Here is a 25,971-nt window from a genome sequence, read left to right as displayed (position 1 = left end):
AACACTGATAAAATTACCGGAATGTAGGATTATCAGGGTAATCCACATCAGAAGCATCTAAGGTGTTTTCTGCGATAACACTCAACTTTAATTCTGAACAACCATGAACACAACTTGGCAAGGAATATCCGAGGTGATAGAGGTTGGTTTGTCAGTGAAGGTGCAGCAATTTTTGGCACAATCACCAACGTTTCCATCGGAACAAGCCGATACAGTCAATTACCTACAAGGAACTTTACAACAGGTGGTTCAGTTTATGCCCCGTTTGCTGGGTGCAGTCTTAATTTTGTTAATTGGCTGGGTCATTGCTGCTGTAGCAGCTGCTGTCACGCGTTCCCTCCTCAATCGCACCAACATAGACAACCGCATTGCTTCAGGGATAACTGGTGGTGCGGATGTTCCCCAGATAGAGAAAATTCTCTCCAGCTTAGTCTTTTGGGGCATCCTGCTTTTAACAATAGTTGCCGTTTTAGATACCCTACAACTTAGGGTAGCTTCTCAGCCGCTGAACACTTTTCTCAATCAGATTGGTGACTTCTTACCTAGATTTGTGGGTGCAGTGGTTATCCTAGGAATTGCCTGGTTGGTGGCTACCTTAGTCAGGCTGATAACCGTACGCGGACTGCGGGCGTTGCGCATAGATGAACGATTAAATACACCACAAGACGATACTCCTAGTCTCAATCAATTGTCTGTCAGTGAGACTATTGGCAATGCTTTGTACTGGTTTATCTTTTTAGTCTTTCTCATCCCGTTGCTTGATAGCCTAGGGTTAAACCAGGCATTACTACCGGTACAAGTTCTTGTCACACAGATTATCTCAATTCTGCCCAATATCTTGGGTGCGGCATTAATTGCTGTAGTTGGCTGGTTTATAGCTAACGTAGTGCGTCGGATAGTCACAAACTTACTGGCGACAACAGGAATTGACAATTTGGGAAGGCAATTTGGACTCAGTGGAACATCAGGAACGCAATCCCTATCGACCATTATTGGCACAATTGTCTATGTCTTGATTTTGATTCCTGTCGCAATTGCGGCACTCAATCAGCTGCAAATCGAGGCAATTTCCGTGCCGGCAATCTCGATGCTGCAACAGATTCTTAATGTAGTGCCGGCTATCTTTACAGCGATCGCTATTTTGATTATTGCCTATTTCGTTGGGCGATTTGTGGCGGAACTCGTAACCAGTATCCTCACAAGTATAGGCTTTAACAATATTTTCTCTGCTTTGGGTCTGCAAGCACCAACCAGAAGAGTTGTGATTCCACAAGAACCAACAGCACCCTCAGTTACAACCCGCACGCCATCGCAAATTGTCGGCATTATCGTCCTAGTCGGCATTATGCTGTTTGCAACTTTGGCGGCGGTTAATATTTTGAATATTCCGGCGTTGACAGCACTGGTTAGTGGCATTGTGATCGTGTTGGGGCGGATTTTGTCTGGATTAGTGGTATTTGCTGTTGGTTTGTATCTAGCAAATCTTGCCTTCAACATCATTACCAGTTCAGGCGATCGCCAAGCACGGATTTTAGGACAGATAGCCCGGATTGCGATCATTGCCCTCGTATCTGCAATGGCGCTGCAACAAATTGGTGTTGCCAGTGATATTGTGAATTTAGCTTTTGGACTTTTAGTTGGGGCGATCGCAGTTGCTATTGCCTTGTCCTTTGGATTGGGCACTCGCGATATTGCCAGAACCCAAGTCCAAGAATGGCTTGACTCTTTCAAAAGAAAAAGTTAAGTAAACAAATTGCCTTGAAGACTGAGAGAGGACACAGAGAAAGTCAAAAGTTAAAAGAATTTCTAACTTTTGACTTTTCGTCATCTTACAGCTATTTTCAGTTAATTGAACTACAGATTTTCGTAGGGGTAAAGGCTAGCCGTGCCTTTACCCCGTGGTTTATTTACTTGAAAAGCGCTCTCCAGAAAAAAACATTGCGTTTCCCAATATCACAACCTGTTCTATAACAAAGAAAGTTGAGTCGCTGAATTATTGATTACATAAGCAACTGGCTTGTTAGTTTTTCTTACCTTACCCTCTACAACAGCCCTGTTTAACCAATCCTCCAACTGTGATTGTCTGACATTCAAAGATTTGGCAAGAGATTTTGCATCTATTGGTTGTTGTAAATGATTGAGGATGAAAGGTAAAACAGCTTCATAAATGTCTTTTGGACTATATAAAACTTCTTGTGGGTGAGGATTTACGATTTCACTTTCTGAAGGTTCATGCGTGAGAGTCTCTGCAGTTTCTTGAGGTGTCGTTTTGATTTCAGCAGTCTGTACCGATTCAACACAAGATGCAGCTGTTGCCAAAAGTTCTCTCAACGAATCATTCCAAGGTTCAACTGGAAAAGATTTTGCTCCCAGATTGTATAGTTGTTGATTACCTTCCAATACATTTGGATGCATGCGTACAAAAACTGGGATATCCTTGAACCTTTGGAGAACTTCCGCAGCACCCGCCCAAGTACCACCCTTACCCACCGACGAACTGACGACAAGGGCATAATCAGCAAAAGCATAGATATATTTGTTTCGCCCCATTGCATTACCAGTATTGAAACCTGCATCAGGATCGTAACTAGAAACCAACAGAAGTCTGCCCTCTCTGATGTTGGAACGATACTTGCTATTAACCGCCGCCTTACTCAAACTATCCGCCAGCACACCAAGAGCTGTTCCCCCAGCATCCAATACCCCCAACATTGCTGCTTGATCAACTCCCCGCGCACCACCAGATATCACCTGTATTTCTTGTGCTGCACAAGTTTGCGCCACTCTTTGAGTATAGCCAAGCCCCTCTTCATCCACATCCCGAGAACCGACAATTGCTAATCCTCCTGTAGAAATCAGTTCGATATTGCCAACTCCGTAGAGAATTGCTGGTGCTAAATGTCTCAGTCTTTGCTTGAGGCGCTTGGGATAGTTCGTGTCACTTCGTCCCAACACCCACAGTCCCTGATTTGTCCACTTCTCAACTGCTAAACTCAGCATTGCACCCCTTTCTAGTAAAGCTACCAACCTGTTGGGGCTCACTTTACTATCAGTTATTTCTTGTAACTGTTGCTTTGCTGTAGTCTCAAGTAAATCTGCTGGGCGCATCTGATTTTCCCGCAACCAGTCAGCTAAAAAATTATACTCACTCAGGGTTAGGGGTTGAGGTTCAAGTTGACGATTTTGTCCAAAGCTAGCACACAACAGCAAAATGGCTTGAGTATCTGGCGGTAGCACATGATTTAACATGATTTTCTAATCACCTTGACTGAATGTATTAAGTGCTAATGCCACAGGGTAAACCAATCCACAACCAGCACGACGCAAAAGTGCCGCAACTACAGTCAAAGTCCAACGGGAATCAACGATATCATCAACTAAGAAAACAGAATTGTTCATTCCTTTCCAAGAGTCAACCGCAAAGGCATTATCCAAATTATTAGCTTGTTGGTAACTGTTGCTCATATTTTTTTGTAACTCAGTTGCGCGAATTTTTCGCACAATTGGCATAAAGGGTATGCCTAATTTATCAGCGAGCCGTTGAGCAAAATTCGGCACAAGTTCCGGACGATTCAATGAGGGGACACAAGTTACCCACGAGGGAAAGGGCTGCGGTTGCCAACGTTGAATCATTTCAAAAGTCCCCTGTACGAGTGCATCGTCAAAATGATTATCTTGATATTTCCCTTGTTTGACTAATTCTCCCCAACCTGCATCACCCCATAGAGATAATGCTCTTCCCTCCTCTGCTTTTAATTTATTCTGAATGTTGCCAGAAAAGCCATAATTTGGCAACGCTTGTGCAGCCCATCTTTTGCGTGGTTCAATGATTTGGTCAGTACGACGTAAATACTGAATTGCTTGATTGACAAGCTGTATTGAGCAGGTTTCAGGTAATAAAGGTTTGCCCAAACACACGGCACATTTGCCACAAGCAGTTGGATTTGGATCATCTAACTCTGCCGCCAAAAAAGACATCAGGCATTGTTGGCTATGCATATATTCCAACATCCTAGCTTGTTCTTGACGCCGGATTTGTATGATTTTTTCAATCTTTTCTGCGTCGGGTTGATAATTGACTGCTGTAGCATACCATTTTGAATCTTGCTTAATAACAGGAGCAGGAGATTCCAACGACAGCAGTTTCAAAACTTTATCAATTTGCCCTCTAGAAAGATTAAGTTTTTGTTCCAATTGTGGAATAGAAAGACCATCTTCTGCTTGATTGAGAACATTTAAAACTTGGTGTGTATGGACTTGTGGTGGGAAAGCAGTCCTGATAAAGTAGTTGGTAATTTCATCGTCCTCATCACCGCTCAGAAGAATTCCGTATGCTTGGTCTACTGCTCTACCGGCTCGTCCTACTTGCTGATAATAGTGTACAACAGAACCAGGGCGTTGATAATGAATAACAAATCCTAAATCTGGTTTATCAAAACCCATTCCTAAAGCTGTCGTTGCCACTAATGCTTTGATTTTGTTTTTGAGAAGTTGGTCTTCTAATGCCTCACGAGCATCACTGTCTAACTCGCTATGGTAAGCTTTAGCATTAATACCTTGAGTTCTTAACCACTCAGCAACTCGGTCAGCATCTCTAACAGTTAATGCGTAAATAATACCACTCCCAGGTAATTTAGGAAGATGTTCTGCTAACCATGCCATTCTTGCTGCTGGACTCGGTATATAAATATTTTGCAAATGCAAACTTTTTCTGGTTAAAGCACCTCTTGACACACGCAATCTTTGTCCCAACTGAGTGATAATATCTTCAACCACTCGATTATTCGCTGTAGCGGTTGTGGCAAGGGCTGGGATATTTTGAGGCAGCGCTTGTAAAATTCTCACAATTCGCCGATAATCAGGGCGAAAATCATGTCCCCAGTCGGATATACAGTGGGCTTCATCAACGACAAATAAACCTATTCTTTGAGATATGGGTAAAAGAATTTTTCTTTGAAATTCGTCGTTAGCCAATCTTTCTGGAGAAATGAGCAGGATGTCTACTTTTCCTGTTAGCAATTGGGTTTGTACAAGTTCCCACTCATTTGTATTGCTGGAGTTAATTGTAACGGCTTGTACACCAATTCGTTGTGCCGCTGCAATTTGGTTTCGCATCAGAGCAAGTAATGGTGAAATCAAAAGAGTACAACCAGCACCTTCGTCTCGTAACAAGCGCGTTGCTAAAAAATAAACTAGACTTTTGCCCCAACCAGTGCGTTGGACGACAAGTAAACGCGATCGCCTCTCAATTATCTCTTCAATTGCTTCCCATTGTCCAACGCGAAAATCAGCTGTCGGGTTATCCAGCGCCTGACGTAGAAGTAATAGCGCTTGTTGTTGAAGTTTTGTTGCCATAGATACACAGTGCCTGATTGTTTCTTCTGTTTTATCATTGGAAATAACCAGCACCAATCTCTTGAACTGCTAGCTTTTAAGCTAATTAGCGTTAAAGTAAGTATTCTATAGCGATTCTGGTGTTGCGTACACTACGGGTAGGGCACAGCATTGCTGTGCCCTACCATCTTCCTGTATTGCATTCAATTGAAAAAGGCTATATTGCCTTGGTAACATCTTCGTTGCTTTTCCCCCAAGTTCCAAGACTTGATTTCGGATAAATTTCTATAATACTCTGCGTTAGTCAAGAAGACTACGATTAATTGATAAAATTACCGTATTTTAGTTTTGAAGGGTGACAACCGCACTTACAGCAGTTTTCACGTATTTGAACCACACTGTAAGGGCACAGCATTGCTGTGCCCCTACGGCAAATGTGATCTATTTACCTGAAAATAGCTGTAAAAAGAGCATAGTTTGGATGAAACAGGAATTTCTCCTTATCAGGTTACATGCACATTCGACCAGGGGACAGCAGCGCTTTGCACTTCCCACGGGTTTGAGGTCCCCCACCACCTCGCTCTAGGGTGGTTTTTGTTTCGCCACTGGGATTGCCCATCTTTCCCTATGTTTGCAACCAACCATCAATCAAGCATAGAGCGGGTTTCTGCTGCCTGCTGGATCATACCTAGCCGCTGGAAACCATCTATAGCCTTTTTTGCCCATTCATAACTTTTCTCTAAATTTCCCCTAGCTTTCTCTAAGCTAGCAAAACAGCGTTGGTAGTCAGCAGTGAGGCGTTTGTCTTTATTTCGTTCTGCTACAGCTAAACCCATATTCAAGAGTTTTTCAGCCTCGTCCAGTTCAGCTTGCTTTATTGCAATATTAGCTAGTCTGTTTTGAGCATAGCTGGCTCTACGCTGCCAACCAATTTCCTCTGCCTGTGTTTTTACTTGTTGATAAAGTGTTTTAGCTTGGTCATAATGACCTTTTAAATACTGAATTTCTGCTGTGTAGTAAGCAATAGTACTTGAATAACGGATAAGATCTTTCTCTTCCAGATGAGCATTTCTTAAAAGGTCTTCCTTAATGTTCAGCCAGTTGTGGGCATCTTCATATAGTCCTTGGCGAATGCGTAGCGCAGCAAAACTTTTAGCTAAGTAATCTTGAACACTGAAGTCGGCATACTCGCGCCTATTCCATGCTTCGTTAAAAATGTGCTCAGCTGCTTCCAGATTCTGCTGTTGACCCATTAGAGTGAGTGTCCAGCCTTTTCTTGACATTGCATAGAACCAAGTTGACCAATCACTCTGTCGATCTGATAGCTGAATTAACCAATCCAGCCAGAATATTCTTTCCGCCCAAAATCCATAGATGTTAGTGTAGCGATTTACAGGTTTCCATAGCTCTTTGACATCATCATAGCGATCTTGGTCAGCACACCAGTACAGCACTGCCAGAAGGTTTCCCCACTCCCTTTCTAGGTAATCATATTTGATTTGCCAATCACCGGAATCTTCTCCTCCGTATTTACGGGCAAAACCCAGATACCACTTTACCCAACGTTCTCGTGCTTCTTGCTCAAAATCTGCATGGGCTGCGAGTTCTGTCAGGGCATATTCGCGGGTGAGAGAAAGCATCCCATATCGCTCTTTATGGTGACGCACTAGGGAAAGTTGCTGGAGTCGAGCCAAGCCTTTATTCACGGCAATGGGATCTGATTTCAAACCAGCAACTTCTGCTACAGCATCACAAACTGGAGCATTGCGGAACATCGCTAGGGACATTAACAACTTGTGGGCTGGTTGCCCTTGTAATGGTTTCACAGAACCATCAAAGCAAAAACGAGCTACGTCATCAGGAAGTGGATCTGACAAATTTAATATTGTTTCTAAGGAGTAGCCACTCGCTAGTTGACCAATCACATAAATTAGAGCTATTGGGACTCCCCCAATGTGCTTGTAAATCTTTCCTGAATCTTCTTGGCTGAGTGTTATTTCTTTTTCTGTAGCTTGTTGCTGAATTAGTTTGAGGCTGTCCTCTTCTGGTAAACAGTCCAGACGCATTGAAGCATACATCACTACCTGTTCACGGGTTGTGATTACTGCTTTAGCTGTCGGCGGCAACTCAGATAGAAAAGCGATAACCTCATCTTTGTCCTCAATAGTTTCTAGGTTGTCTACAATCAGCAAGGTATGTTGATTGCGAAGGCTTTTATATACTTGGTAAAGTTGCTCTTCTGGAGGTGACTGGGTAATAGTTGGATCATCTAAAGTATGAGCAATTTCCCTGTAAATATCCCTCAAAGTTCCCTGCCTCCGAAGCCGTCGCAAAATACCTGTCGGAAATAACCAACTTTCCTTTGCTGAGGTAAAGATAATTGCATCAAATATTGGTACGTCAGCGCGAGATTGACCATGCTTGGCTTCCCAGCACTGGTAAGCAGCTTCCAATACGAGTGCAGTTTTACCCACTCCTCCGATGCCATCAACAGTGATAATCGGCGCACGGTAACTAAGAGAAATCTGTTTCAGTAACTGGCTAAGTTCTTTCTTTCGACCAATAAATTCTTGGTAGGTTTGGGAAGGTAGGTTGCAGTAGGGACGTAACCGCAATGATTCTCTAGGGGCTTTAGGCAAAAGTTTGAGCCAACAATCGTCTTGCTGATGAAAATTGTATTGTAGTTCTTTGAGTTCTCTAAATTGCGAGAAAATGACCGTTGTCGGTATTGCCCGTCCACCCATATCTAGACTGCGGTCACGACTCAACCTGACAAGTCCACAAATTTTACCAGTCCGTAAATTCAGTAAAGGTGCACCGCTCATACCAGGACGAACTTGACCTGATTTGAATTTAATTAACGGAGGAGCGCTACTAGAACCTTCACATTCAAAAGTTGCAGGTTCGCCATTAGAATAGTCGTCAGTATAGCCATAACTGTATAATTTATCACCTGGATCTACAGATTCACCAAGATAAACACAAGGATGATCGGGAACTAGCTCACATAACTCTAGTAGTGCCAAGTCAAAGCGAGCATCCTGTGATACAGTCTTTATGAAAGCCGTATAACTCTGATCCTGCCAGGATACATTGATTTGTCTGCCGCCTGCATCTCTAATTACATGGGCACAAGTGACAATAAGTCTTGGTGCGACAAAAAAACCTGTTCCATGTCCTTCTTCTCCAACGACATTCAATCGCAATGTACACTGTGGTAACAGTTCAAACAACGGCTGATTCATCTTGGTTTGACCTTAACTGTTAAGGTGTTCTTGATTTAACCCAAATTAAGGGGTTGAAATGTCTTGTTTCTCCCATTCTAAAGTAAGTTCCAGATTCGCCTTACTTGACCCTTTAACAATAAGTGTCGTCAGTTGTCCTGATTCTACTGCCAATTCCAGCGCCAATTTAACAATGGCTTTTGTTGGTTGGATATGCTGTAATGGAGCTGCAACAGCTGCTGCTATTCCCTCAATCACATCACCAACATCTTCAAAAGATAAAATCTTGCTTGCTACTTCCTCTTCACGACGCAGCAATGTTGCTTCAACTTTTACATTTTTACCATTAGGGAGTTTTACTGTAACTATCTCCGTAAGCTCTAGATTGGCCTTCATTGTCATACAAGTATATTTACTTAAAAGTAACGCTCTGGTTGATTTATACAGATTTTTAGCTTTTTCTTAAGAAATTACGAGCAGGAGTTGCTTTTAAAAGGGTGTATGTAGAGTAGTTTAGATGCAACAGGATTTAATGTCGAGTGCTAGAGCTTGCCCGTGAAGTCACTGTAAAGTAGTAAGTAGGAGGACATAAATAAGGATAATCATGTTATTACGAACACGAGAGAGTGGCGTGAAGCGTTCCTAAATCCTTGTACTTACCTCCCTTGCCTGGTGACGATATATGTACTATAGTTTCCTTCTAACTTGAAAATCTTGCTTTTAAGAGAATTGAACAAAAAGAGTTTGAACGATGAAATTTAGAGTAAGTTATTGGATAATTACTCACATTTTCACCAATTATGTATGCCACGAAATTTGTAGTTATTTTTCGCGAATCAATTACATTTTATTAATGGCATCACCATTTAATAAAATGTAAACATTGATTTTATCTCAGACAAGCAGTTTAACGTCATGTAAAAACTATGAGTGACCAAACTATACAAATAAATGGCAGAACAGCCAAGGAAGAGGAATTAGAAAAATCTAGTGTATATATGAATGCACTAGAACGATTAACGTCTGTGTTCAGCGAACGCAGTTTTTTTAAACACACACCAGAGGCGCAAGCAAAATTTGTTGTTGAAACTCTAGATGATTTAACTCAAGATGACAACTTATCGTTTGCTGGCTTGGTCTACCTTTTATTATCTAATGACGATATACAATTAAAAGACAATAAAGATACTGAAAACCTTGGTTCTGATATTAATAAGTGGCTAAAAGATTTAAAAAATTTATCGAATGTATTGACGATATTTTCTCTAAAGGGAAAAATAGTCAATAATATAGAAAATATTCTAAATAAAGAAAAAAGATGTTTTTTGGATGATTCTGATTTAGACAAAATAATAAGTCTTGATGAAAATACTGATGTAGAAGAAATAATTATGATGATTTTTGTCATTATGAGTCAGGAACAAGATATCCGCGCTCTAGTTGTTGAACTTGTGTGTAGGCTATCGTTTCTCATACATATAAAAAAATGTATCTATTGGCATAATCAACCTATTAACGAACCTTTAAAAAGTTTTCATAATAAATCTGTTAATGAAAAGTTAACTTTCAAATTTTATGTTGCTTTTGAAACTTTTAAAATATTTGTTCCTATTGCAAATAGGTTAGGGATGTGGAGTTTAAAATGGCAGTTAGAAGACCTTTCATTTAAACAAATTGAATCTGACATATATTCTAAAATTGCAAAACTACTTAATCAAAAACGTTTGCAAAGAGAAGATTACATGAAATACTGTGTCAGTTATTTAGAAGGAAAGATTTTAGAAGATGAAAAAAACTGTATAACCAAAGACAAATTTTCAATTAGTGGAAGACCAAAGAGCATATATAGTACTTATACAAAAATGAAGCAGCTTTATAGCTATGAACACAATATTTTAAATAGAAAGATATCATTTCAAGAATTTAACACAGTATTAAAACAGGATAGTGATACTTTTGAAAAATTATTTAAAGGAGTTCATGATTTGTTTGGCGTTAGGCTAATTTGTGACTCCCTTGAAACTTGTTATCAAGTTTTAGATATTATACAACACAATTTCAAACGACAATCTACTTTGCTGCGGAAATATGGAGAATTAGCAGATTACATTGCCGTACCAAAGCCTAATGGTTATAAATCAATCCATTTGGTAGTTCATGCACCTGTAGAAAGTAAATTAAATATTCAAGATGACAGTCAAGATGAGAGAAAATTAGAAGTTCAGATTAGAACCGACAAGATGCATAAAGAAGCAGAGTATGGTGTTGCTGCTCATTGGAAGTATAAAGAACTTGGTTACTCACAGAGTACTAATGAAGAAGACTATGTATTTACTGCCTTGAAGGAATTCATAGACAAAAAAGGTGTTCCTGCTGCAAGGGAATTGCTTCAAAAAAAAATAGATACGACTCCTCTAATTTTTTGGTGTAAATGGTATCAACAAAAAATCCACACAATAGTTGATAAGAGTCACCTAATTTTTTTGTCAAATTTGTATCAAAAAAGACAGAAGCGTCAGCAGGATGGAGGAATTGATAGTAATACTTTTGAAGGAATTAAGCACTTTTTATCTTGGTTAATAAGTCTTAATTATTACCTCAAAAACAAAAGAGTTGAATTTGGAGCCAAAATATATGTTTTTACTCCAGAGAAAAATGTTGTTTCTCTTAAAAAAGATTCAACGCCTGTAGATTTTGCTTATCGCATTCATACAGATGTTGGAAACCACTGTATCGGAGCGCTTGTCAATGAAAAGATAGTGCCTCTATCCACGCCACTTCAAAATGGCGATCTCGTGGAAATCATGACCCAAAAAAGTGGTCGTCCGAGTTTGGATTGGCTGAATTTTGTCCAAACTTATACGGCGAAGAACAGAATTAAGAACTGGTACAAACGTTCGCGTCGGGAAGAAAATATTGCTCGTGGTCGAGAATTATTGGAAAAGGAATTAGGTAAGACAGGTTTTGAAAATCTTCTGAAGTCAAAATCTATGCAGGAGGTAGCAGAAAAATGTAACTACCAAAGCCTAGAAGATTTACTTGCTGCATTAGGTCATGGAGAAAAAACTACCTCTGTCAATCAAGTAGTAAATTTAATGCAAGAAAAACTCAAAGAGCAAGCAAAGGAGCGTGGATGGAAAATACTAGAAAAAGTTTTGATAAATCAGAAAATGAAAATCCGACAAAAATCAGAATATTTGTTAAATTTAGCTCAGCGATTTAGTTTTCAAACAACTGATGATTTACTTGCTGCTTTGGGAGAACCTGAAAGAGCAATAGCAGAAAGAAAAATTGAAAAACCTATCGATATAAATGAAGTAGTCAAACAACTACAAGAAGTTTTAAAAGGAAAAGTTTCACTCGAAGAAGTTCCTGTTAAAAATAACTCTAACAACCCTAATGCGAGCTCTGATAGCCAGGATCCTATTAAAGGAATTGAAGGACTAACTTATTACATAGCAGGTTGTTGTCAACCTATACCTGGAGAGGAGATTATCGGCATTATTACACAGGGTCGTGGCATTTCTATTCATCATCAAAAGTGTAAGAACGTCCATAATTTATTATTATCTAGTAATCGTTACTTAACTGTTAACTGGAATCTTGAGAGTCAACAAAAATATCCGGTAGGCATTCAAATTGAGACTAATAATCGTATAGGAATATTGAAGGATATTACATCATATTTAGCAAAAAATAATATTAATATTAGTGAAGCACAAGTCAAAACCTATTCAGGTGAGAATAAAGCGATAATCTACCTATCTATCGATATTATTAACCGTGAACAACTTGAAAAGTGTGTAGCATCTGTCGTAAAAATTAAAGATGTTGTAGAAGTACGTCGTGTAAGGGAAGTGGACATAGATTCTGTCAAAATGACTGCTCAATAGTTCTAGAGAAATATCTCAGGCTGCAAACTCACAGTAAATACCTGTTCATTAACTGTTTTATTAACTGTGCTATTTGAGGTAAAGTCTAATTAACACAGCAAAAACAAGCTTTTTTTGATACTTTTGGGAAAAAAAGCGATTTTCTTTCTGTAGCCCTTTTGCAGCAAAGTTTTCAGCCTTTGCATGGTGGAATTCAATTTCTTGGACTATACCCAGAGCTTGTTTGGTGAATTTTTCTGCTTGGGGCAAATTCTGCATTTGTCCATTGAACTGGGATTTCCCCGTGAACAAATTGTAGTAAGCGCTAAGCGTGAAGGCAGCGCTTACTACGAACCCATCAAATCAAACTTGATAGATTACTAGGGATAAAGACCGCGATCGCTCAGCGCTTGAGCAACACGACCGACACCCAGGGTGTAAGCTGCTAACCTCAGAGGAATTTGCCGTATCTGAGATTGCTGGATAACTTGCCGATATGCCTGCACCATTAAGTATTCCAACTCCTTATTAACGCGCTCCTCATCCCAAAATATGTAGGAAATACCCTGCACCCACTCCAAATAACTCACAACGACACCACCAGCATTTGCCAAGATGTCTGGTAAAACCGTTATACCCCTTGCCTCTAGTGCTTGGTTTGCCAACAGAGTAACTGGACCATTAGCCGCCTCTGCTATAATTTTTGCTTGGACTTGATTCGCATTGTCTTCAGTGATCTGGTTCTCCAAAGCTGCCGGAATCAAGACATCGCAGGGCAAAGTCAGTAAGTCTGCGTTGCTAATTGGTGTTGCTTGCGGGAAACCAACAACACTCTTGCGGTTTTCGGCAGCATAAGCTTTCAAGGCTAGGATATCTAGACCATCTTCACAAAAAACTCCTCCAGAACCAGTAGAGACAGCTATCACTTTCGCTCCTGCTTGGTGTAGCAACAAAGCCGCTGCACTTCCGACATTCCCGAAACCTTGGATGGCTACTCTCGTTCCCACCAGTGACTGACCTTTGTCTGCCAGCGCCTCGCGGACAATCAACATTGCACCGCGTCCGGTTGCCATTTCTCGTCCTCGCGAACCACCTATAGAAATCGGCTTACCAGTTACAACCCCAGGCACAGCATGACCGACATTCACAGAGTAGGTGTCCATCATCCAAGCCATCTCACGGGCAGAAGTCCCCATATCTGGTGCTGGAATATCTATCGAAGGACCGATATCTTTAATCAACTCACTGGTGTATCGACGGGTGATGCGTTCTAGTTCACCAACGCTGTAGCGTCTCGGGTCTAAAGCAATACCTCCCTTAGCACCTCCGTAGGGAATACCCAAGAGCGCACATTTCCAGGTCATGAGCATTGCTAGGGCTGAGACTTCGCGCAATGTCACCGCCGGGTGGTATCGAATGCCACCTTTGTAGGGACCTAAAATATCGCAGTGCTGTACCCGATGTCCAGCCAGAACCTGCACTTCTCCGTCATCCCGCTTTACAGGAATGGAAACCGTGACCACCTTGCGCGGGTGACTGAGAACCTCCAAAAGACCTTGGTCTAGGTTCAATTCTTTTGCCGCTTGTTCTAGGTAACTACAGGCTTGGTCATATGGGCAAATATGCGCAGGAGTTGGAGCCTCCAGCGATCGAACAGACGATGAAAGCATAAGATTTTCTCCTCTTTGCGGTCTCGCCGCAGAGACTATGAAAGTATAGAGTTTTTCTATTCGCGGTATCTTCGCGAACTAGATGTGTATGCCTAGCGTAGCCTTTTTTCTAAAAAAAGATAGGAATTTTGTAAATTTCGTTACAGTTTTATTTTTGCTTTGCGTTTTGTTCCAAAAATGTAAAGCTCAGAACATTATGGCAACCTAAAAAAATAAGCAAGTTTCTGGCTGGGTATGTCTCCTCAATGGCAGACATTACCCGCAGCTACTTGCAGAAATGGGAGCTTATATCAATTTGAAAAAAGAATGCGACAGATACACAGCGTTAGTCATTACGAGCGTGTTCAAACTCATAGATATAGAATAGCCTGCTGAACTTTTTTAGCTGGTATCCCACCACTGCAAACAAGATGCCACCCGCAAGCGTTAACCAAAATCCTGTTGGAGGAACTGTGAATATAGATGTACCTGAAGCAACTTGCATCGCTATTGTTCTGGCATCCAAAATCACTGCGACAAACAAGCACACAACAGCAGCTACGTAAGCCAACACAGTGAGGCGATTGATGTTTTTTAAGGCATTTTGGCAAACTGTACAGTGCTGAGTATGAGTTGTCCAGACATCAAAAAGTTTCTGTTTGTCTTTTTCTGCTGAAGGTACATCATGACTATATCCTTCTACCCAAGGAATACCACCGCCACCGCGCTTCTCTAGCCACTGACGAAATGTGATTACCATCTTGTCTTGAGGATTTGGTGTAAATACGGCATCCAGCCATTTACCCTTTCTCCTGTGGGCAATAATTTTTTCTTGGTAATGCAGAAATACCATATCCTGGTGTAGGAATAGAGATGCTAACACATGACCTAACCAAGTTGGCAGTGGTAGCCCAAAGAAGGACAAACCTTGGGGCATCTTCCCTTCTGGATTTTTGACGAACACCTGGCAACCAATATGACGACACCAGCCAGGACGAGTTGGAGTAGCATACAAAGCCAGAATTAACTGCCCACCATCTTTAGAGGTGGTGGCAATTCTCATGTAACAGGGCGGTTGAAAGTCATGAATTGCCTGTACTATGTTGCCTTGTGTGGGTTGAATTTCAAGGGCGAACCCTTCTTGAGTAGATATCTGCCGCACGGGAATCATGTCGTAGTACTTGGCATCTTTGTAGCGATCGCCTGTAATACCGTGATGGGAAACAGGTACATGGGCAGGATCTGAAACATTTTCCATAAAGTACTCCCATCCATAGGGCAAATCGCGGAAATTCCAAAACGACTTCACGACTCTACCTGAGTGATCTTCTAGTTCTGCAACGATGCGTGGTGTCACCAATTGGCTTTCTACCTTGGCTTGCTCACCTGAGGAAGCCCATACCCATAATAGCCCTTGGCGTTCTTGGGTAGGATAGACAACTGCACAGGATTTCTGGCTCTCACAGTGCTTAGCCGCAGTCTCTTCATCTTTAGACTGCGGCATACTGACACAGTTTCCTTGAGCATCAAACCGCCAAGCATGGTAGGCACATAAAAGTGTACCATCTGATTCAACTCGACCTTCAGAAAGCGGGACTAGTCGATGGGGACAAAAGTCTTCAAAGCAACGCCATTTACCACAGCCATCACGCCACAAAACAATATCCTTGCCCAGCAATTGCATGGCGTGGGGTCGTTTAGGATCAAGATATTCTACTGCAGCTACAGGATACCAGTGCTTTGTCCATTGGAATATTCCTTCCTCTGTCTGCAATTGCTCGTTAGTTAATCTCGTTAACGAACTCATATTATCGATATTTCCTTGCAGCATAGTCTCACAGATGATTGGTGGGTGACGCCATTATTACTATGATTTGACGTTAAATTACTGGAGCGGTGTCACCCACCCTACTTAAAATTTCTTTTATAAAGACCTTATTAGCCTTAACTTAGTGGCATTCCATCAAGACCCTTACGACCTACGATGTACCATAACCCAACTGAGTGGCGAATGTAATCTATTTCTGTAAAGCCTGCTTTAGCAAACTCATACTCAAAATTGAATTGGACAAAGTCACTTAACCAGGGTTCTGGGAAAGAAACATTCAAAGCATATTCACCGCGATATGTATCTGTGTATAAAACCCAACCACCAGGCTTGGTAATCCGATACATCTCCTGGAGAGTTTTCAGCGTCCACTCTTTCGGCATCTCGTGGAACAACAGTGATGCAGTCACTAGATCAAAAGAGTTGTCAGGATAGCCAGTGTCACTAGCGTCAACCTGCTCAAATGTTGCCCGGTTGACAAGCCCAGCTTTGCTAAACTTATACTTACTAATGACGAGCATATAAGGCGAAATATCAGTAATACTAAAAGTCGCCTGTGGGAACCGTCGTGCCAGAGCTAGCGCTCCTGATGCCGTACCTGCACCTAGCTCTAGTACAGTATTAATTTGAGCATCAAGCGGAATCAGTTCAGCCATACGCTCACGCATTTGTTGGCAACTAACATTGTGGCTCTTTTGCAAAATTACATCTATACCACAATCCCAGCCAAGACAGTTCTGGGGGTTGGTGTACGCGTCAGTAACCCCATGAATGGGCGCATGGATGTAGTCAGGGTAATATTCGTGGTCAGTACGGTAGCCTTTGAGTTCCTCTGCCCAATCAATTGAACTGTACTGCGACATTACCAAGGGCATGATTGTGTTAAGGCGTTGAAATATTTCAGTTCTATACGCTTCTTTTTCCTGTGCAGTCCATCTAGGCATAAACAAATATCTCCTAATTCAGTGTTCAAACGACAAGATGTCATTGCTTCAACTTTGCTATATCGAATTTCGTATTATTTCCCAGTTTCCTAGCAGCGCTTGGACACTAGGAGGCAATTGATGACAGCTTCTGACTAAACTTTCATACGGGAGCCTTATGTGAACCAATTAATTGCAGAAAATGAGGATAAACGTGTCTAGCTTTGTCTAAAATTGAAGGCTTTTGACTAGGAATTAGCTACCTAGTAAATACTCAAGATTTGGTTGTCAAAACGCTTTGTGGGTTGTTGGAACTTTTTTGTATTGTTAAAACTTTCCACCAAGCTATTGGCAAAGTCAACAACTTCCGGGGCATAGGAACATAAGCCCTGCGGTTGAAAACATCATAGCCGTTGCTCTCAATCACATCCAATATCCTTCGGTATAACATTAGGCTGGCAAAAACTGGCAATCGAGCATCCCGACTCAAGGCAGGAATTCCCTGTTCAGCTAGGGTATAGAAATGTTTGGCTCTGTGAATTTGCCATTGCATCAATTGCCGCCACCGTTCGTCGATGACTCCCTGCAACAGATCAGCTTCAGTATAACTAAACTGGGCTAACTCTTGAAGGGGAATATAAATCCGACCACGGCCAGCATCTTCGCCCACATCTCGCAGAATATTAGTCAATTGATTAGCAATCCCCAAAGCAATTGCTTCTCGGGATACATCTGCCCCGGTTTTTTCCACCCCCATGACAGCCATGGACATCAGCCCAACTGTACCGGCGACTCGGTAACAGTATAAATGCAAGTCGGTAAATTTTTCGTAGCGGCAGCGTTCTAAGTCCATTCGCTGCCCTGCAATCATATCTCGAAACGGTTGAATGTCTAATGGAAAGTGTGCCAAAGTGTCTGCCAAAGCTAAATCTGGTTCATCCTTCGGTTTACCTGCAAAAATGGCTTCTAAATCCTCTTCCCAAGCAGCTAAAGTACTTAGAGTCGTTGGCTTCGCCTGATACTGATCCACTAGGTCATCAGTGCGGCGACACCAAGCATAAATAGCCCAAATGGCTCGACGTTTAGCTGGTGGCATCAACAGAGTGCCCAAGTAAAAAGTCTTTGCGTGTTTCGCTGTAACTTGACGACAGCACTCATAGGCATTTTCTACAGATTGCATATTCATATCAGAATGTCTGATTAAATTTCATAAAAAGATGATTGTTTACTAAATCTCAAGCTTTTTTTATTAGCTTGTGATTTGGTGTCGCTTAACTGATGGTTCGCCAAGTCCCATGAAATCCAAAAGGCACAATATGCGGAAGTTCAAGTACGCACACTGGCTCTTGTTCTAATTGTTTAGCATCATAAATGTGCACTGTACTTTTGTCTTGATTCCCATCAAAGACAACGCTGAGAATCCAGCCTTCATTGTCAGTAAATCTATCTGGTACATAAATCGGCTCGGTTGGATAACAGCCAGAACCAGGTTGAGCCAAGGTGATTTTTCCAGTATCTGCATTCAGGCACACAATACTGTTAAAAATATCGTTTCCAATTTTAGCTTTGTCAGGAACGCAGGCATTTAAATACATTCGTCGGGTTGTGGTGCCTAGTTCAAAGGGAGACACATTGGGAAATTCACAAACAAGATCCAGCAGTTGAATATTCTCACTCACTTTGCCATTTTTGGGGTTGAGCCGTAGCCTCCAAGGCTTGCCATTCAGGGACGTATCAAGACAACCTGTTATTGCTTGTGCGAACAGCTGATTCGGCTGCAAATCTGGATAGCGTACAAAGTCAATGACTGCCGATCCGTCTTTCTCTACATAGCCATTAATGATATGCAATTGATACCAAGCTTCAGTTTGATAACGACCAACTTCTTGTAATGTTTCACAATCTACAATGATAATCTCAGTACCCAAGTGTGGGTGCCACAGGATTGCGTCATTAGGACTTTTTAGCCCTAGCAGCACTCTTGATATATCAATCTCGATTGGGGGGACGAAAAAAATGAGATAGTTTCCGGCTAAGCAAAAGTCATGGAGCATAGAGAATCGCCCCAAAGGAATTTTAGCTTGGCGTCGAATCTGCCCATTGGAACTCATTTTATAAAGATTAATTTTGGGCACAACACCATAGCTAACACCAAAGTTATAGATTTCACCAGTTGTTGGATCTTGTTTAGGATGGGCAGAGAATGGCTGAAAATTTAAACTCAGCCAAGAAGCAACGGAGAATGGCTTTGTTTTTGTTAAACTATTGAACTGCTCAACCCCTAAAGTTTCCAGGGTATCCGGATCTAACACGTAAGGGCTTCCTATTTCCCACAGGGCTAGTAACTTATTTTGAAAGGCTAAAACTGCTGTATTGGCTGGATTTTTTCTTAGTATTCCCCCACCTAACAGCGCCTTTTGTCCAAATCCAGGGTAAAGAAACTTGCCAGCCCTTTGTTCGGCTTCAAAAGCTGAAGTTTTGACGTAACGATATAGACCGATTGCTCCTTGATCAGTGAAGTGAACCGCTAAAATTCCACCATCTCCATCAAACCAATGATTTAAGCGTTGACCACCCCGTTCTAATAGGCCAGCACCATTTTGATAGAATGTTCCTCGTAGTCCCATCGGGACTTTGCCAGAAATGATACGCAGAGGTGTTGGGCCAAATTCTAGGCTAGACTGGGCTAATGCTCTAGCCCACAAAGGTTTACCTTGGGAAAAGCGATCGCGAGTGCCAGCATCTTGCTGAGATGAGGCGGTTTTGATAGCTTTTAAAGTATATTTTGATGCATTCATTGAGCTTGCTACCGTTCATCTCTGGATTCAGAGAATATTATTAGTGGGATAGATTCAAGTTTTATATCCGGGATAATCTAATTTTTAGTCCAGAACGGGGATGAAGTACTGGTACCCTATTCAATGTTAGGTCTTGGTTACGAAGTAGCTCCCAAGTGTAAGAACGTAGCAAATTCACTGTGAAAACTTTGATAATTGTTTGTGCAAAGGCAATTCCTAGACAATTCCGAGTTCCACCCCCAAATCCAACTAAGCTAAAATCTATTTTTTTAGATTCCGTTTGCTCTTGATTAAAACGCTCTGGGTCGAAAAGTTCAGGTGAAGTATAAATCTGAGGGTCGTTATGAGTGCCAGTAATCGAATAAATGGCATTCCAGGTAGCTGGCACGTAATAATCATTAAAGACAAACGGTTTAATAACTCTACGGAACCCTGCACCAACCGGTGGATAGCAGCGTTCAACTTCCTTCAATACCAGGTCTAAATAGACCATTAACTTCAATTTCTCTAACGATAATTTGTCTGTTTGAAAAATTTGTTGTTCAGCTCTTGCCTTAGCTAGGACATGAGGATGCTGTCCTAGCGCCATACACAAAGAAGTTAACATAGATGCAGTATTGGCATTAGTTCCTATCAACAAGGCCAAAGCCTGAGACTTAATTTCTTCTTTTGTTAAACCTTGACCGTCTTCATCCTGAGCTTGTATGAGCAATCCCAGAACATCCTGAGTTGGCTGTTGCTGGCGATGTTGTATTGCTTTGTCAATGTAAGCCAGAATTTGCTCACGCGCCTGCAAAGCTCTACTATAAGGCGTCCAATGCCAACGAATTGGTATAGTAAGTAAACCACGGTTTAGCTCAATAAACAATTTGAATAGGTAATCATTTACCTCCCCTGATTCACTACCAATCAACAATTTACTAGCAATTTCAAAGGTCATTCTTCCCAGTTGGGGAAACCAAACTAAGCTATCTAGCTTTTCCCACTGTTGTAAATAGTTTCGGGAAATTTCTTCTATTTTAGGTAAGTAGTTTGATAAGGCACTGCCATGCAAAGTTGGCATCAGTAATTTACGCTTGCGCCGATGCTCGTCTCCTTCTTGCAATAACAGTACCTTGTTACCAAGCAAAGATTTGAATGTGTCTGGCCAACCGTCATGAGAAAAGCAATCTTTATGGCTAGACATAATAAAACGATTAGCTTGAGAACCAATCATCACTACTGTCGGTTGCCCAAAAATTTTTGTCTTAAAAATCGAGCCATATTTGTTTTGTCGGTTCTTCAAAAAATCTCGCTCTTTTAAAAAGCTAAGGGTTTCACCAATAAGGGGTAAACCAAAACTACCTGGAGGCAAAGAATGAGAAGATAAGTTCATATGTGTTTGAAGTCATCTGGAAATGCCATGCATAGCAATGATGTTTTAAGCTGTGACGCATTTAATATTTATCAACTAAGGGAACTGGATGCCGATCCTACAAGAATTGCCGCTGATCAAGGTTTAATTAGCAAAGACTGAAACTTACAAAAATCGGTATATACCAAGGTGCGATTATAAGCTCTGAGTGTCTTATTAGTATATTTACCCTATCAAGGAGAAAAATCAAGGACAGATAAGACAGTTAAGAAAATTAGAAAATAATTGCTTGAGACAGTTAAGGACTCGTTACCAAGCCCAGAGATGGACAAGAAGTCGACTGTAACCCTCGCTGTTTCTGCTGGGGAGAAAGTCGCAATTTAGCTTTTCAGATAAGCTCTTTTTCGTTGCCAAACAATAGAAACAGCAACACTCCTTGTACGACTAATAAGTTAGTCACTAAAAAGAAAGTTGCTTCCTCTATAGGTAGTCCAAGCAGGTAGAGCCTCGTGGTGTAAACATCAGAAATACTCCAAATCTCATTTGCGATCGCAATGCGATCAGCAATCCACAGATACAGAGTCGGAATAAGCGTGGCATTAAGCCAGATACCCTTTGTTGCCCATATATAGGGTGCACCAATAAACCACTGTAGTGCTAAAATTGGTCCAGCCCAAATCAAAATCAGACCGAGGTAGACCCCCCAGTTCCACTGCAGCATCGTGGCTCCAATCAGCGAGAGTACTAGCCAAAATCCGGTAGCAATTGTACGTACCCAAGGATAAGGCTCCAACGAAGAAATTGGTTTATCTTGGCGATCCAGTAGCCAGTAGAGCCACAGACCCGTTAAAAGGGTTTGTAAGAGGAAAAACAAATATTCTTCTATTGGTACGTAGCCAATGGTACCTATTACTCGTTCCTTGCCATACTCCCAGACACCGCGCCAGACTAGATAATTATCCCAAGGAGTAGTGTATACTAGCGCCATCAGCATAAGAAGAGGTATCCCGAGCCTGGCTCTAAATCCTCCCATTCCCGCCAGTGGTTGCCGTTGAACCCATCCTAATAGAAAAATTGGCGGTAGGATAAAAACTAGGTGAAATCCAAAGTAGTTCATATTTACTCACTGATTTCTTCATCTAAAAAACTCCGGGAGTGTGGAAACTCTGTGTCTTTAGACAAGAGAGGAAACACGACACGACGAATTTATTCGTCGTCAAATATCAATGAGATTGCCGCTACCGCCTTGGAGCTAATTAAGCTGGTGTGCTTTTGTGATGCACTTTCAACGGGACAGTTACCGTTTCAGATCGTTGACTCTGTACGCATAGCAGCGTCTTGAAACTCCCATTGCTGGGGTAATGTTAGCTTCGACAATGTTAAAGGGCGGTACTATCCAAACAACACTGGCTTAACCCATAAACCTGTTTTATTGTTCGGTTGTAGAGCTTGGAACTAGCTACGCATCCCAAGGTACGAACTTGAACACTTCCCATTAACGTAGTACTCAAGGTACTTAGTCTGGTAAGCTAGGGCTTCAATCAAAACGGAGTTTGTCGAAGCCCCCAGATTGAATCTGGGGGTTGCTTACAGTTACTCACCGATATCGAAGAGTGGAAGCCCCTGCATTTATGCATGGGTAGGAAACCCGTTGCAAGAGCGTGTCCGTCAGGGCTTAGGAGAATTCATTACATAGCAAGGTGCTATAAACTCTGAATGTCTTATACCTATATTTACCGCTATCAAAGAGAAAAATCAAGGACAGATAAGACAGTTAAGAAAATTAGAAAATAATTGCTTGGGACAGTTAAGACAGTTAAGACAGTTAAGAAAATTAGAAAATAATTGCTTGGGACAGTTAAGACAGTTAAGACAGTTAAGAAAATTAGAAAATAATTGCTTGGGACAGTTAAGACAGTTAAGACAGTTAAGAAAATTGGGAAATAATTGCTTGAGACAGTTAAGACAGTTAAGACAGTTAAGAAAAGAGTAATTACGAAATGCAACAGAAAATAATCTTCAACAGAGGAAGGAAAAGAACTTCTCTGATGTATGCCTAGGGCTACCACAAGCTTGGTAATTCTGCCCATCTACTCAAAAAGAATTTATCAAATTCACCAATGGTAAAGAAATATTGGTAGAGACTGCATCGTGTTGGAAATGGAAACGAGTACTAAAATACGCAGCTACTTGAAAGCTAGTTAGCGCTCTTGTGCTCATTACTAATGAGTAGAACACAACGCAGTGTAGGGGCACAAAGCATTGCTCTGTACCCCTACCATGTGATTTATAGTTTATCTAAATGAAAAGCGCTGTATTATTTAGACAAAGCGACCACTAGACTCTTTGCGTCGAATCCCAATCACGCAAGGAAGTGGTGGTCCCTCAGAATTGCCCTCAATATTACTGGGCCAGTTACTACCACGCGGTATACTGCGTTGTTGAGTGAACAGGGTGCCATCCAAGTTCAGTATTTCAATCTCTCGGCTCAGGGTTTGCTGAGGGGTGAATGGAACCTCTTCACCAGGGTGCTGCACAGAAATAATCAGCGTATCGCCAACGAAAGTAGGTCCAGTGAACTCACAGCGCGGTGGTCCATAAGCAAAGGGTACAACTTCACCAGCATCAGGACCACTGGTAGGAATGAAGAACAGCCAGTTATTACCAAAAACTCCTATCAAGTCAGAAGTCCTGACATTGAAATTAGAATCATCGGCACTAGGTGCGTTAGCACCCACAACCCTATGGTCTACCCGTAATGGTTCTGGGTTAGCACCTGTGGTGAAACCATTGTGAGCTTCGGTGGACATATCAGTGCAACCCCAAATATTACCCTGGCTATCAAATGCCAAGTTATCTACGTTAGCAAAGCCATTTCCAGGTTCTGCCCCTGCTTCTCCTCCCTTAGCAAATCGCTCCCAACGGAAGGTTGTCCCTGTGCTATCTTGGCTATCTTCGATAATCTTAAAAAGTTCCCCTGAAGGTTGTGCAGCGTTGACAGCAGCACTGTACTTGGAAACTATAAAGATTCGAGAATCGGGATATCCATCTCCTGATGGCGCACCGTCTGTATAGGCGATAAAGACTTCTCTGGGATTTCTGGGGTTGATTTCAATATCTTCAGGACGAGCAGTTGGTGTTGCTCCGGCTAGATTGGCAGCTAAGAAGGCATCAACCAGCACTGCACCCTGACTAGTGTAGAAATCTGACAGCTTCTTACCTTGGTAGCCAGGTAAAGCTTCAGCTTCACCGTAAGAAGTCACAGCCCCAGTTGTTTGGTTAGTAACCTGCGTGATTGTGACAGTGATTGACCCGCCATTTGAAGTTTGTCCTGCAATACCGCTGCGTCTTGGTAGACGGGTATTACCACCACTAGAAGCCCTGCCCAATGCGGCAACTTCCACAGAGGCAAGAGTTGATGGTGGAATCGGATTGGTGGGAGTATTTAAGTTTAGGGGAATCCATTCACCCGTACCGTCAGCATTGTAACGGGCGACATACAGAGTGCCGTCTTCAAATAAACGGCTGTTGTTTTTATCAGTGGGAGAAGTCACTGTACCAGAACTGACAAACTTCCAGGTGTGACCCCCGCGTCGGTCATCACCCATATAGCCCACTAATGGTTTTCCAGCTTCCACGCGCACAGCAATATTTTCATGGCGGTAGCGACCCAAAGCTGTGTGTTTGCGAGGGCGGAAAGAAGGGTCAGATGGGTCGATTTCTACCAACCAGCCGTATTTTTCGCCAACTAAACCAAATGCAGCCCCCGTGGTGCCTTCAACGTAACCCGTTTGGGTACCGTTGGGGTTTACATTTTCCTGAACTCCAACGAAAGAGCTTGTAGTTGCTTGGAAGTTCTCCTCAGCAGTCAAGATGGTTCCCCAAGGAGTTGTACCGCCAGAACAGTTGAATCCTGTGCCGATGATTTTGTTACCCAGTCCGTCAGAACTGAGATTGAAGACTTGGCTCGCAGCTGGTCCAGTACCAATGAGATAATTTTCGTCTCCTTTCTGGTAGTTTCTAGAACCCCAAGAGGTGACATCTTTGTATTTATCCGTGCGTTGGCTGTTGATTCGTAAACCAGAAAGTCCGTGGATGCGTCGGTTCTTGGGGTCACGCACAACAGCAAAGCGTCCATTGCGGTCTTCGCGGGCAATCCTTACGACAGAACCGCCTATGTTATACATGAATTCACCCAAGACTTCGATATTGGTTCTGTCTTCGGGTAAATTTCGTCCAATAATTAGGGGGTAGGATGTGGGGAACCCTCCTAAACCACTATCAGTTAAGAAACCGGGTACAGTCGTAGAAAATGGGTAGGAAATGTATTCGTGATTGTTCCAGAGGTAGCCGTCGTTCGGGTTTCTGCCATCGACGGGAATAAAGCTTGTGTAGTCGCTGTTGTAGCCGAAGTAATCTTCTTGGTTGGGGAAGACGCGATCGCCCCAACGTACAATTACATACCGTTCGTATTCTGGTGGTACCACAACGTCATCAACCACGTTATAGTCACTTAGCCCTGCATTAGCAGAGGGTTCTAATACGTTTCCCTGCCCAATTCCTGTTGGTAAGTAGCTTTTTTGCTGCGTGTAAATCGGTAAAGGATGGGGCAAACGCACTGGGGTAAATTTCAGGGGTGTAACCGGCTCAGCAGCGATCGCCCTATTACCGCCAAAAAGTTTTTCCCCGAAAGCAGGAGCTAGCACAGTTGCACCAGCACTCGCTCCGAAGAAAGCTAGTAGCTGTCTACGTGTAAATTTGGACATTCAATTCCCTCTTAATTAGAAATACTTAAAATCAATACCCTCAAAACCTTTTTTACTATTCATCTCCTCAAGATGGATAGCATCAAACATGACAATATTTTGATTCTTATTAGCAAACCAATTAAATAATATTCAGAGATTAATCATCATTAAAAAATCCTATTCCTTAGTAGAACCAAAGATAGTTTATCACCCTTTTGTAGTAAAAAATATCAATTTGATT

The 25,971-nt window shown here is 41.9% G+C and carries 15 protein-coding genes; 2 read left to right on the top strand and 13 right to left on the bottom strand.

What is annotated here, in order from left to right:
* Window positions 1-103 precede the first annotated feature (103 nt).
* Entirely contained in the window at window positions 104-1,744 is a 1,641-nt protein-coding gene (locus AACT52_RS12590) for a mechanosensitive ion channel (protein WP_073626532.1), read from the top strand.
* A gap of 221 nt (window positions 1,745-1,965) precedes the next feature.
* On the opposite strand, the gene AACT52_RS12585 is transcribed toward AACT52_RS12590, so the two are convergent.
* From AACT52_RS12585 to AACT52_RS12570, 4 genes are all read right to left on the bottom strand, one after another.
* Window positions 1,966-3,249 carry a DNA-processing protein DprA gene (locus tag AACT52_RS12585; protein WP_073626531.1) on the bottom strand — a complete coding sequence of 428 codons (1,284 nt, stop codon included), beginning with the start codon at window positions 3,247-3,249 and terminating at the stop codon, window positions 1,966-1,968.
* Between the two features lie 6 nt (window positions 3,250-3,255).
* The gene (locus AACT52_RS12580) at window positions 3,256-5,355 is read right to left on the bottom strand and encodes a RecQ family ATP-dependent DNA helicase (RefSeq protein ID WP_073626788.1); all 2,100 of its coding nucleotides are present in this window, start codon (window positions 5,353-5,355) and stop codon (window positions 3,256-3,258) included.
* 623 nt (window positions 5,356-5,978) lie between these two features.
* Window positions 5,979-8,579 carry a trypsin-like peptidase domain-containing protein gene (locus AACT52_RS12575; RefSeq protein ID WP_073626529.1) on the bottom strand — a complete coding sequence of 867 codons (2,601 nt, stop codon included), beginning with the start codon at window positions 8,577-8,579 and terminating at the stop codon, window positions 5,979-5,981.
* A 45-nt stretch (window positions 8,580-8,624) separates the two neighbouring features.
* Window positions 8,625-8,954 (bottom strand): CU044_2847 family protein, encoded by a 330-nt coding sequence (locus tag AACT52_RS12570; protein WP_073626787.1) that lies wholly within the window; start codon window positions 8,952-8,954, stop codon window positions 8,625-8,627.
* A 530-nt stretch (window positions 8,955-9,484) separates the two neighbouring features.
* On the opposite strand from AACT52_RS12570, the gene AACT52_RS12565 reads away from it, so the two are divergent.
* On the top strand, window positions 9,485-12,451 hold the full coding sequence (locus AACT52_RS12565) for a bifunctional (p)ppGpp synthetase/guanosine-3',5'-bis(diphosphate) 3'-pyrophosphohydrolase (protein ID WP_073626527.1): 2,967 nt from the start codon (window positions 9,485-9,487) through the stop codon (window positions 12,449-12,451).
* A 69-nt stretch (window positions 12,452-12,520) separates the two neighbouring features.
* Here the strand turns inward: AACT52_RS12565 and AACT52_RS12560 are convergent, their stop codons facing one another.
* From AACT52_RS12560 to AACT52_RS12520, 9 genes are all read right to left on the bottom strand, one after another.
* Window positions 12,521-12,709 carry a hypothetical protein gene (locus AACT52_RS12560; RefSeq protein ID WP_073626525.1) on the bottom strand — a complete coding sequence of 63 codons (189 nt, stop codon included), beginning with the start codon at window positions 12,707-12,709 and terminating at the stop codon, window positions 12,521-12,523.
* A 101-nt stretch (window positions 12,710-12,810) separates the two neighbouring features.
* The gene (locus tag AACT52_RS12555) at window positions 12,811-14,100 is read right to left on the bottom strand and encodes a Glu/Leu/Phe/Val family dehydrogenase (RefSeq protein WP_073626523.1); all 1,290 of its coding nucleotides are present in this window, start codon (window positions 14,098-14,100) and stop codon (window positions 12,811-12,813) included.
* Window positions 14,101-14,425: 325 nt separating this feature from the next.
* A complete protein-coding gene (locus AACT52_RS12550) occupies window positions 14,426-15,886 on the bottom strand; it encodes an aromatic ring-hydroxylating dioxygenase subunit alpha (protein WP_073626521.1) in 1,461 nt (486 codons plus the stop codon).
* Window positions 15,887-16,023: 137 nt separating this feature from the next.
* Entirely contained in the window at window positions 16,024-16,851 is an 828-nt protein-coding gene (locus tag AACT52_RS12545; protein ID WP_073626520.1) for a class I SAM-dependent methyltransferase, read from the bottom strand.
* Between the two features lie 253 nt (window positions 16,852-17,104).
* A complete protein-coding gene (locus AACT52_RS12540) occupies window positions 17,105-18,016 on the bottom strand; it encodes a phytoene synthase (protein ID WP_073626518.1) in 912 nt (303 codons plus the stop codon).
* 85 nt (window positions 18,017-18,101) lie between these two features.
* Window positions 18,102-19,628 carry a carotenoid oxygenase family protein gene (locus AACT52_RS12535; RefSeq protein ID WP_073626517.1) on the bottom strand — a complete coding sequence of 509 codons (1,527 nt, stop codon included), beginning with the start codon at window positions 19,626-19,628 and terminating at the stop codon, window positions 18,102-18,104.
* Between the two features lie 61 nt (window positions 19,629-19,689).
* On the bottom strand, window positions 19,690-21,003 hold the full coding sequence (locus AACT52_RS12530) for a cytochrome P450 (RefSeq protein ID WP_073626515.1): 1,314 nt from the start codon (window positions 21,001-21,003) through the stop codon (window positions 19,690-19,692).
* A gap of 367 nt (window positions 21,004-21,370) precedes the next feature.
* Window positions 21,371-22,099, bottom strand: coding sequence for a lycopene cyclase domain-containing protein (locus AACT52_RS12525; protein WP_073626514.1), 729 nt, complete (start codon window positions 22,097-22,099; stop codon window positions 21,371-21,373).
* Window positions 22,100-23,303: 1,204 nt separating this feature from the next.
* Window positions 23,304-25,748, bottom strand: a complete 2,445-nt coding sequence (locus tag AACT52_RS12520) for a PhoX family protein (protein WP_073626512.1) — start codon at window positions 25,746-25,748, stop codon at window positions 23,304-23,306.
* Window positions 25,749-25,971: the final 223 nt, after the last annotated feature.

Origin of the sequence: Scytonema sp. HK-05 (assembly GCF_963872035.1) — a bacterium.
GTDB lineage: Bacteria > Cyanobacteriota > Cyanobacteriia > Cyanobacteriales > Nostocaceae > Kalymmatonema.
This window is presented reverse-complemented; position numbering and strand designations above follow the sequence as displayed.

Excerpts from the sequence above, each read along its gene's own strand:
- AACT52_RS12590 (WP_073626532.1), top strand. The coding sequence starts at position 104 with ATGAACACAACTTGGCAAGGAATATCCGAGGTGATAGAGGTTGGTTTG.
- AACT52_RS12585 (WP_073626531.1), bottom strand. The coding sequence starts at position 3,249 with ATGTTAAATCATGTGCTACCGCCAGATACTCAAGCCATTTTGCTGTTG.
- AACT52_RS12580 (WP_073626788.1), bottom strand. The coding sequence starts at position 5,355 with ATGGCAACAAAACTTCAACAACAAGCGCTATTACTTCTACGTCAGGCG.
- AACT52_RS12575 (WP_073626529.1), bottom strand. The coding sequence starts at position 8,579 with ATGAATCAGCCGTTGTTTGAACTGTTACCACAGTGTACATTGCGATTG.
- AACT52_RS12570 (WP_073626787.1), bottom strand. The coding sequence starts at position 8,954 with ATGAAGGCCAATCTAGAGCTTACGGAGATAGTTACAGTAAAACTCCCT.
- AACT52_RS12565 (WP_073626527.1), top strand. The coding sequence starts at position 9,485 with ATGAGTGACCAAACTATACAAATAAATGGCAGAACAGCCAAGGAAGAG.
- AACT52_RS12560 (WP_073626525.1), bottom strand. The coding sequence starts at position 12,709 with ATGCAGAATTTGCCCCAAGCAGAAAAATTCACCAAACAAGCTCTGGGT.
- AACT52_RS12555 (WP_073626523.1), bottom strand. The coding sequence starts at position 14,100 with ATGCTTTCATCGTCTGTTCGATCGCTGGAGGCTCCAACTCCTGCGCAT.
- AACT52_RS12550 (WP_073626521.1), bottom strand. The coding sequence starts at position 15,886 with ATGAGTTCGTTAACGAGATTAACTAACGAGCAATTGCAGACAGAGGAA.
- AACT52_RS12545 (WP_073626520.1), bottom strand. The coding sequence starts at position 16,851 with ATGCCTAGATGGACTGCACAGGAAAAAGAAGCGTATAGAACTGAAATA.
- AACT52_RS12540 (WP_073626518.1), bottom strand. The coding sequence starts at position 18,016 with ATGAATATGCAATCTGTAGAAAATGCCTATGAGTGCTGTCGTCAAGTT.
- AACT52_RS12535 (WP_073626517.1), bottom strand. The coding sequence starts at position 19,628 with ATGAATGCATCAAAATATACTTTAAAAGCTATCAAAACCGCCTCATCT.
- AACT52_RS12530 (WP_073626515.1), bottom strand. The coding sequence starts at position 21,003 with ATGAACTTATCTTCTCATTCTTTGCCTCCAGGTAGTTTTGGTTTACCC.
- AACT52_RS12525 (WP_073626514.1), bottom strand. The coding sequence starts at position 22,099 with ATGAACTACTTTGGATTTCACCTAGTTTTTATCCTACCGCCAATTTTT.
- AACT52_RS12520 (WP_073626512.1), bottom strand. The coding sequence starts at position 25,748 with ATGTCCAAATTTACACGTAGACAGCTACTAGCTTTCTTCGGAGCGAGT.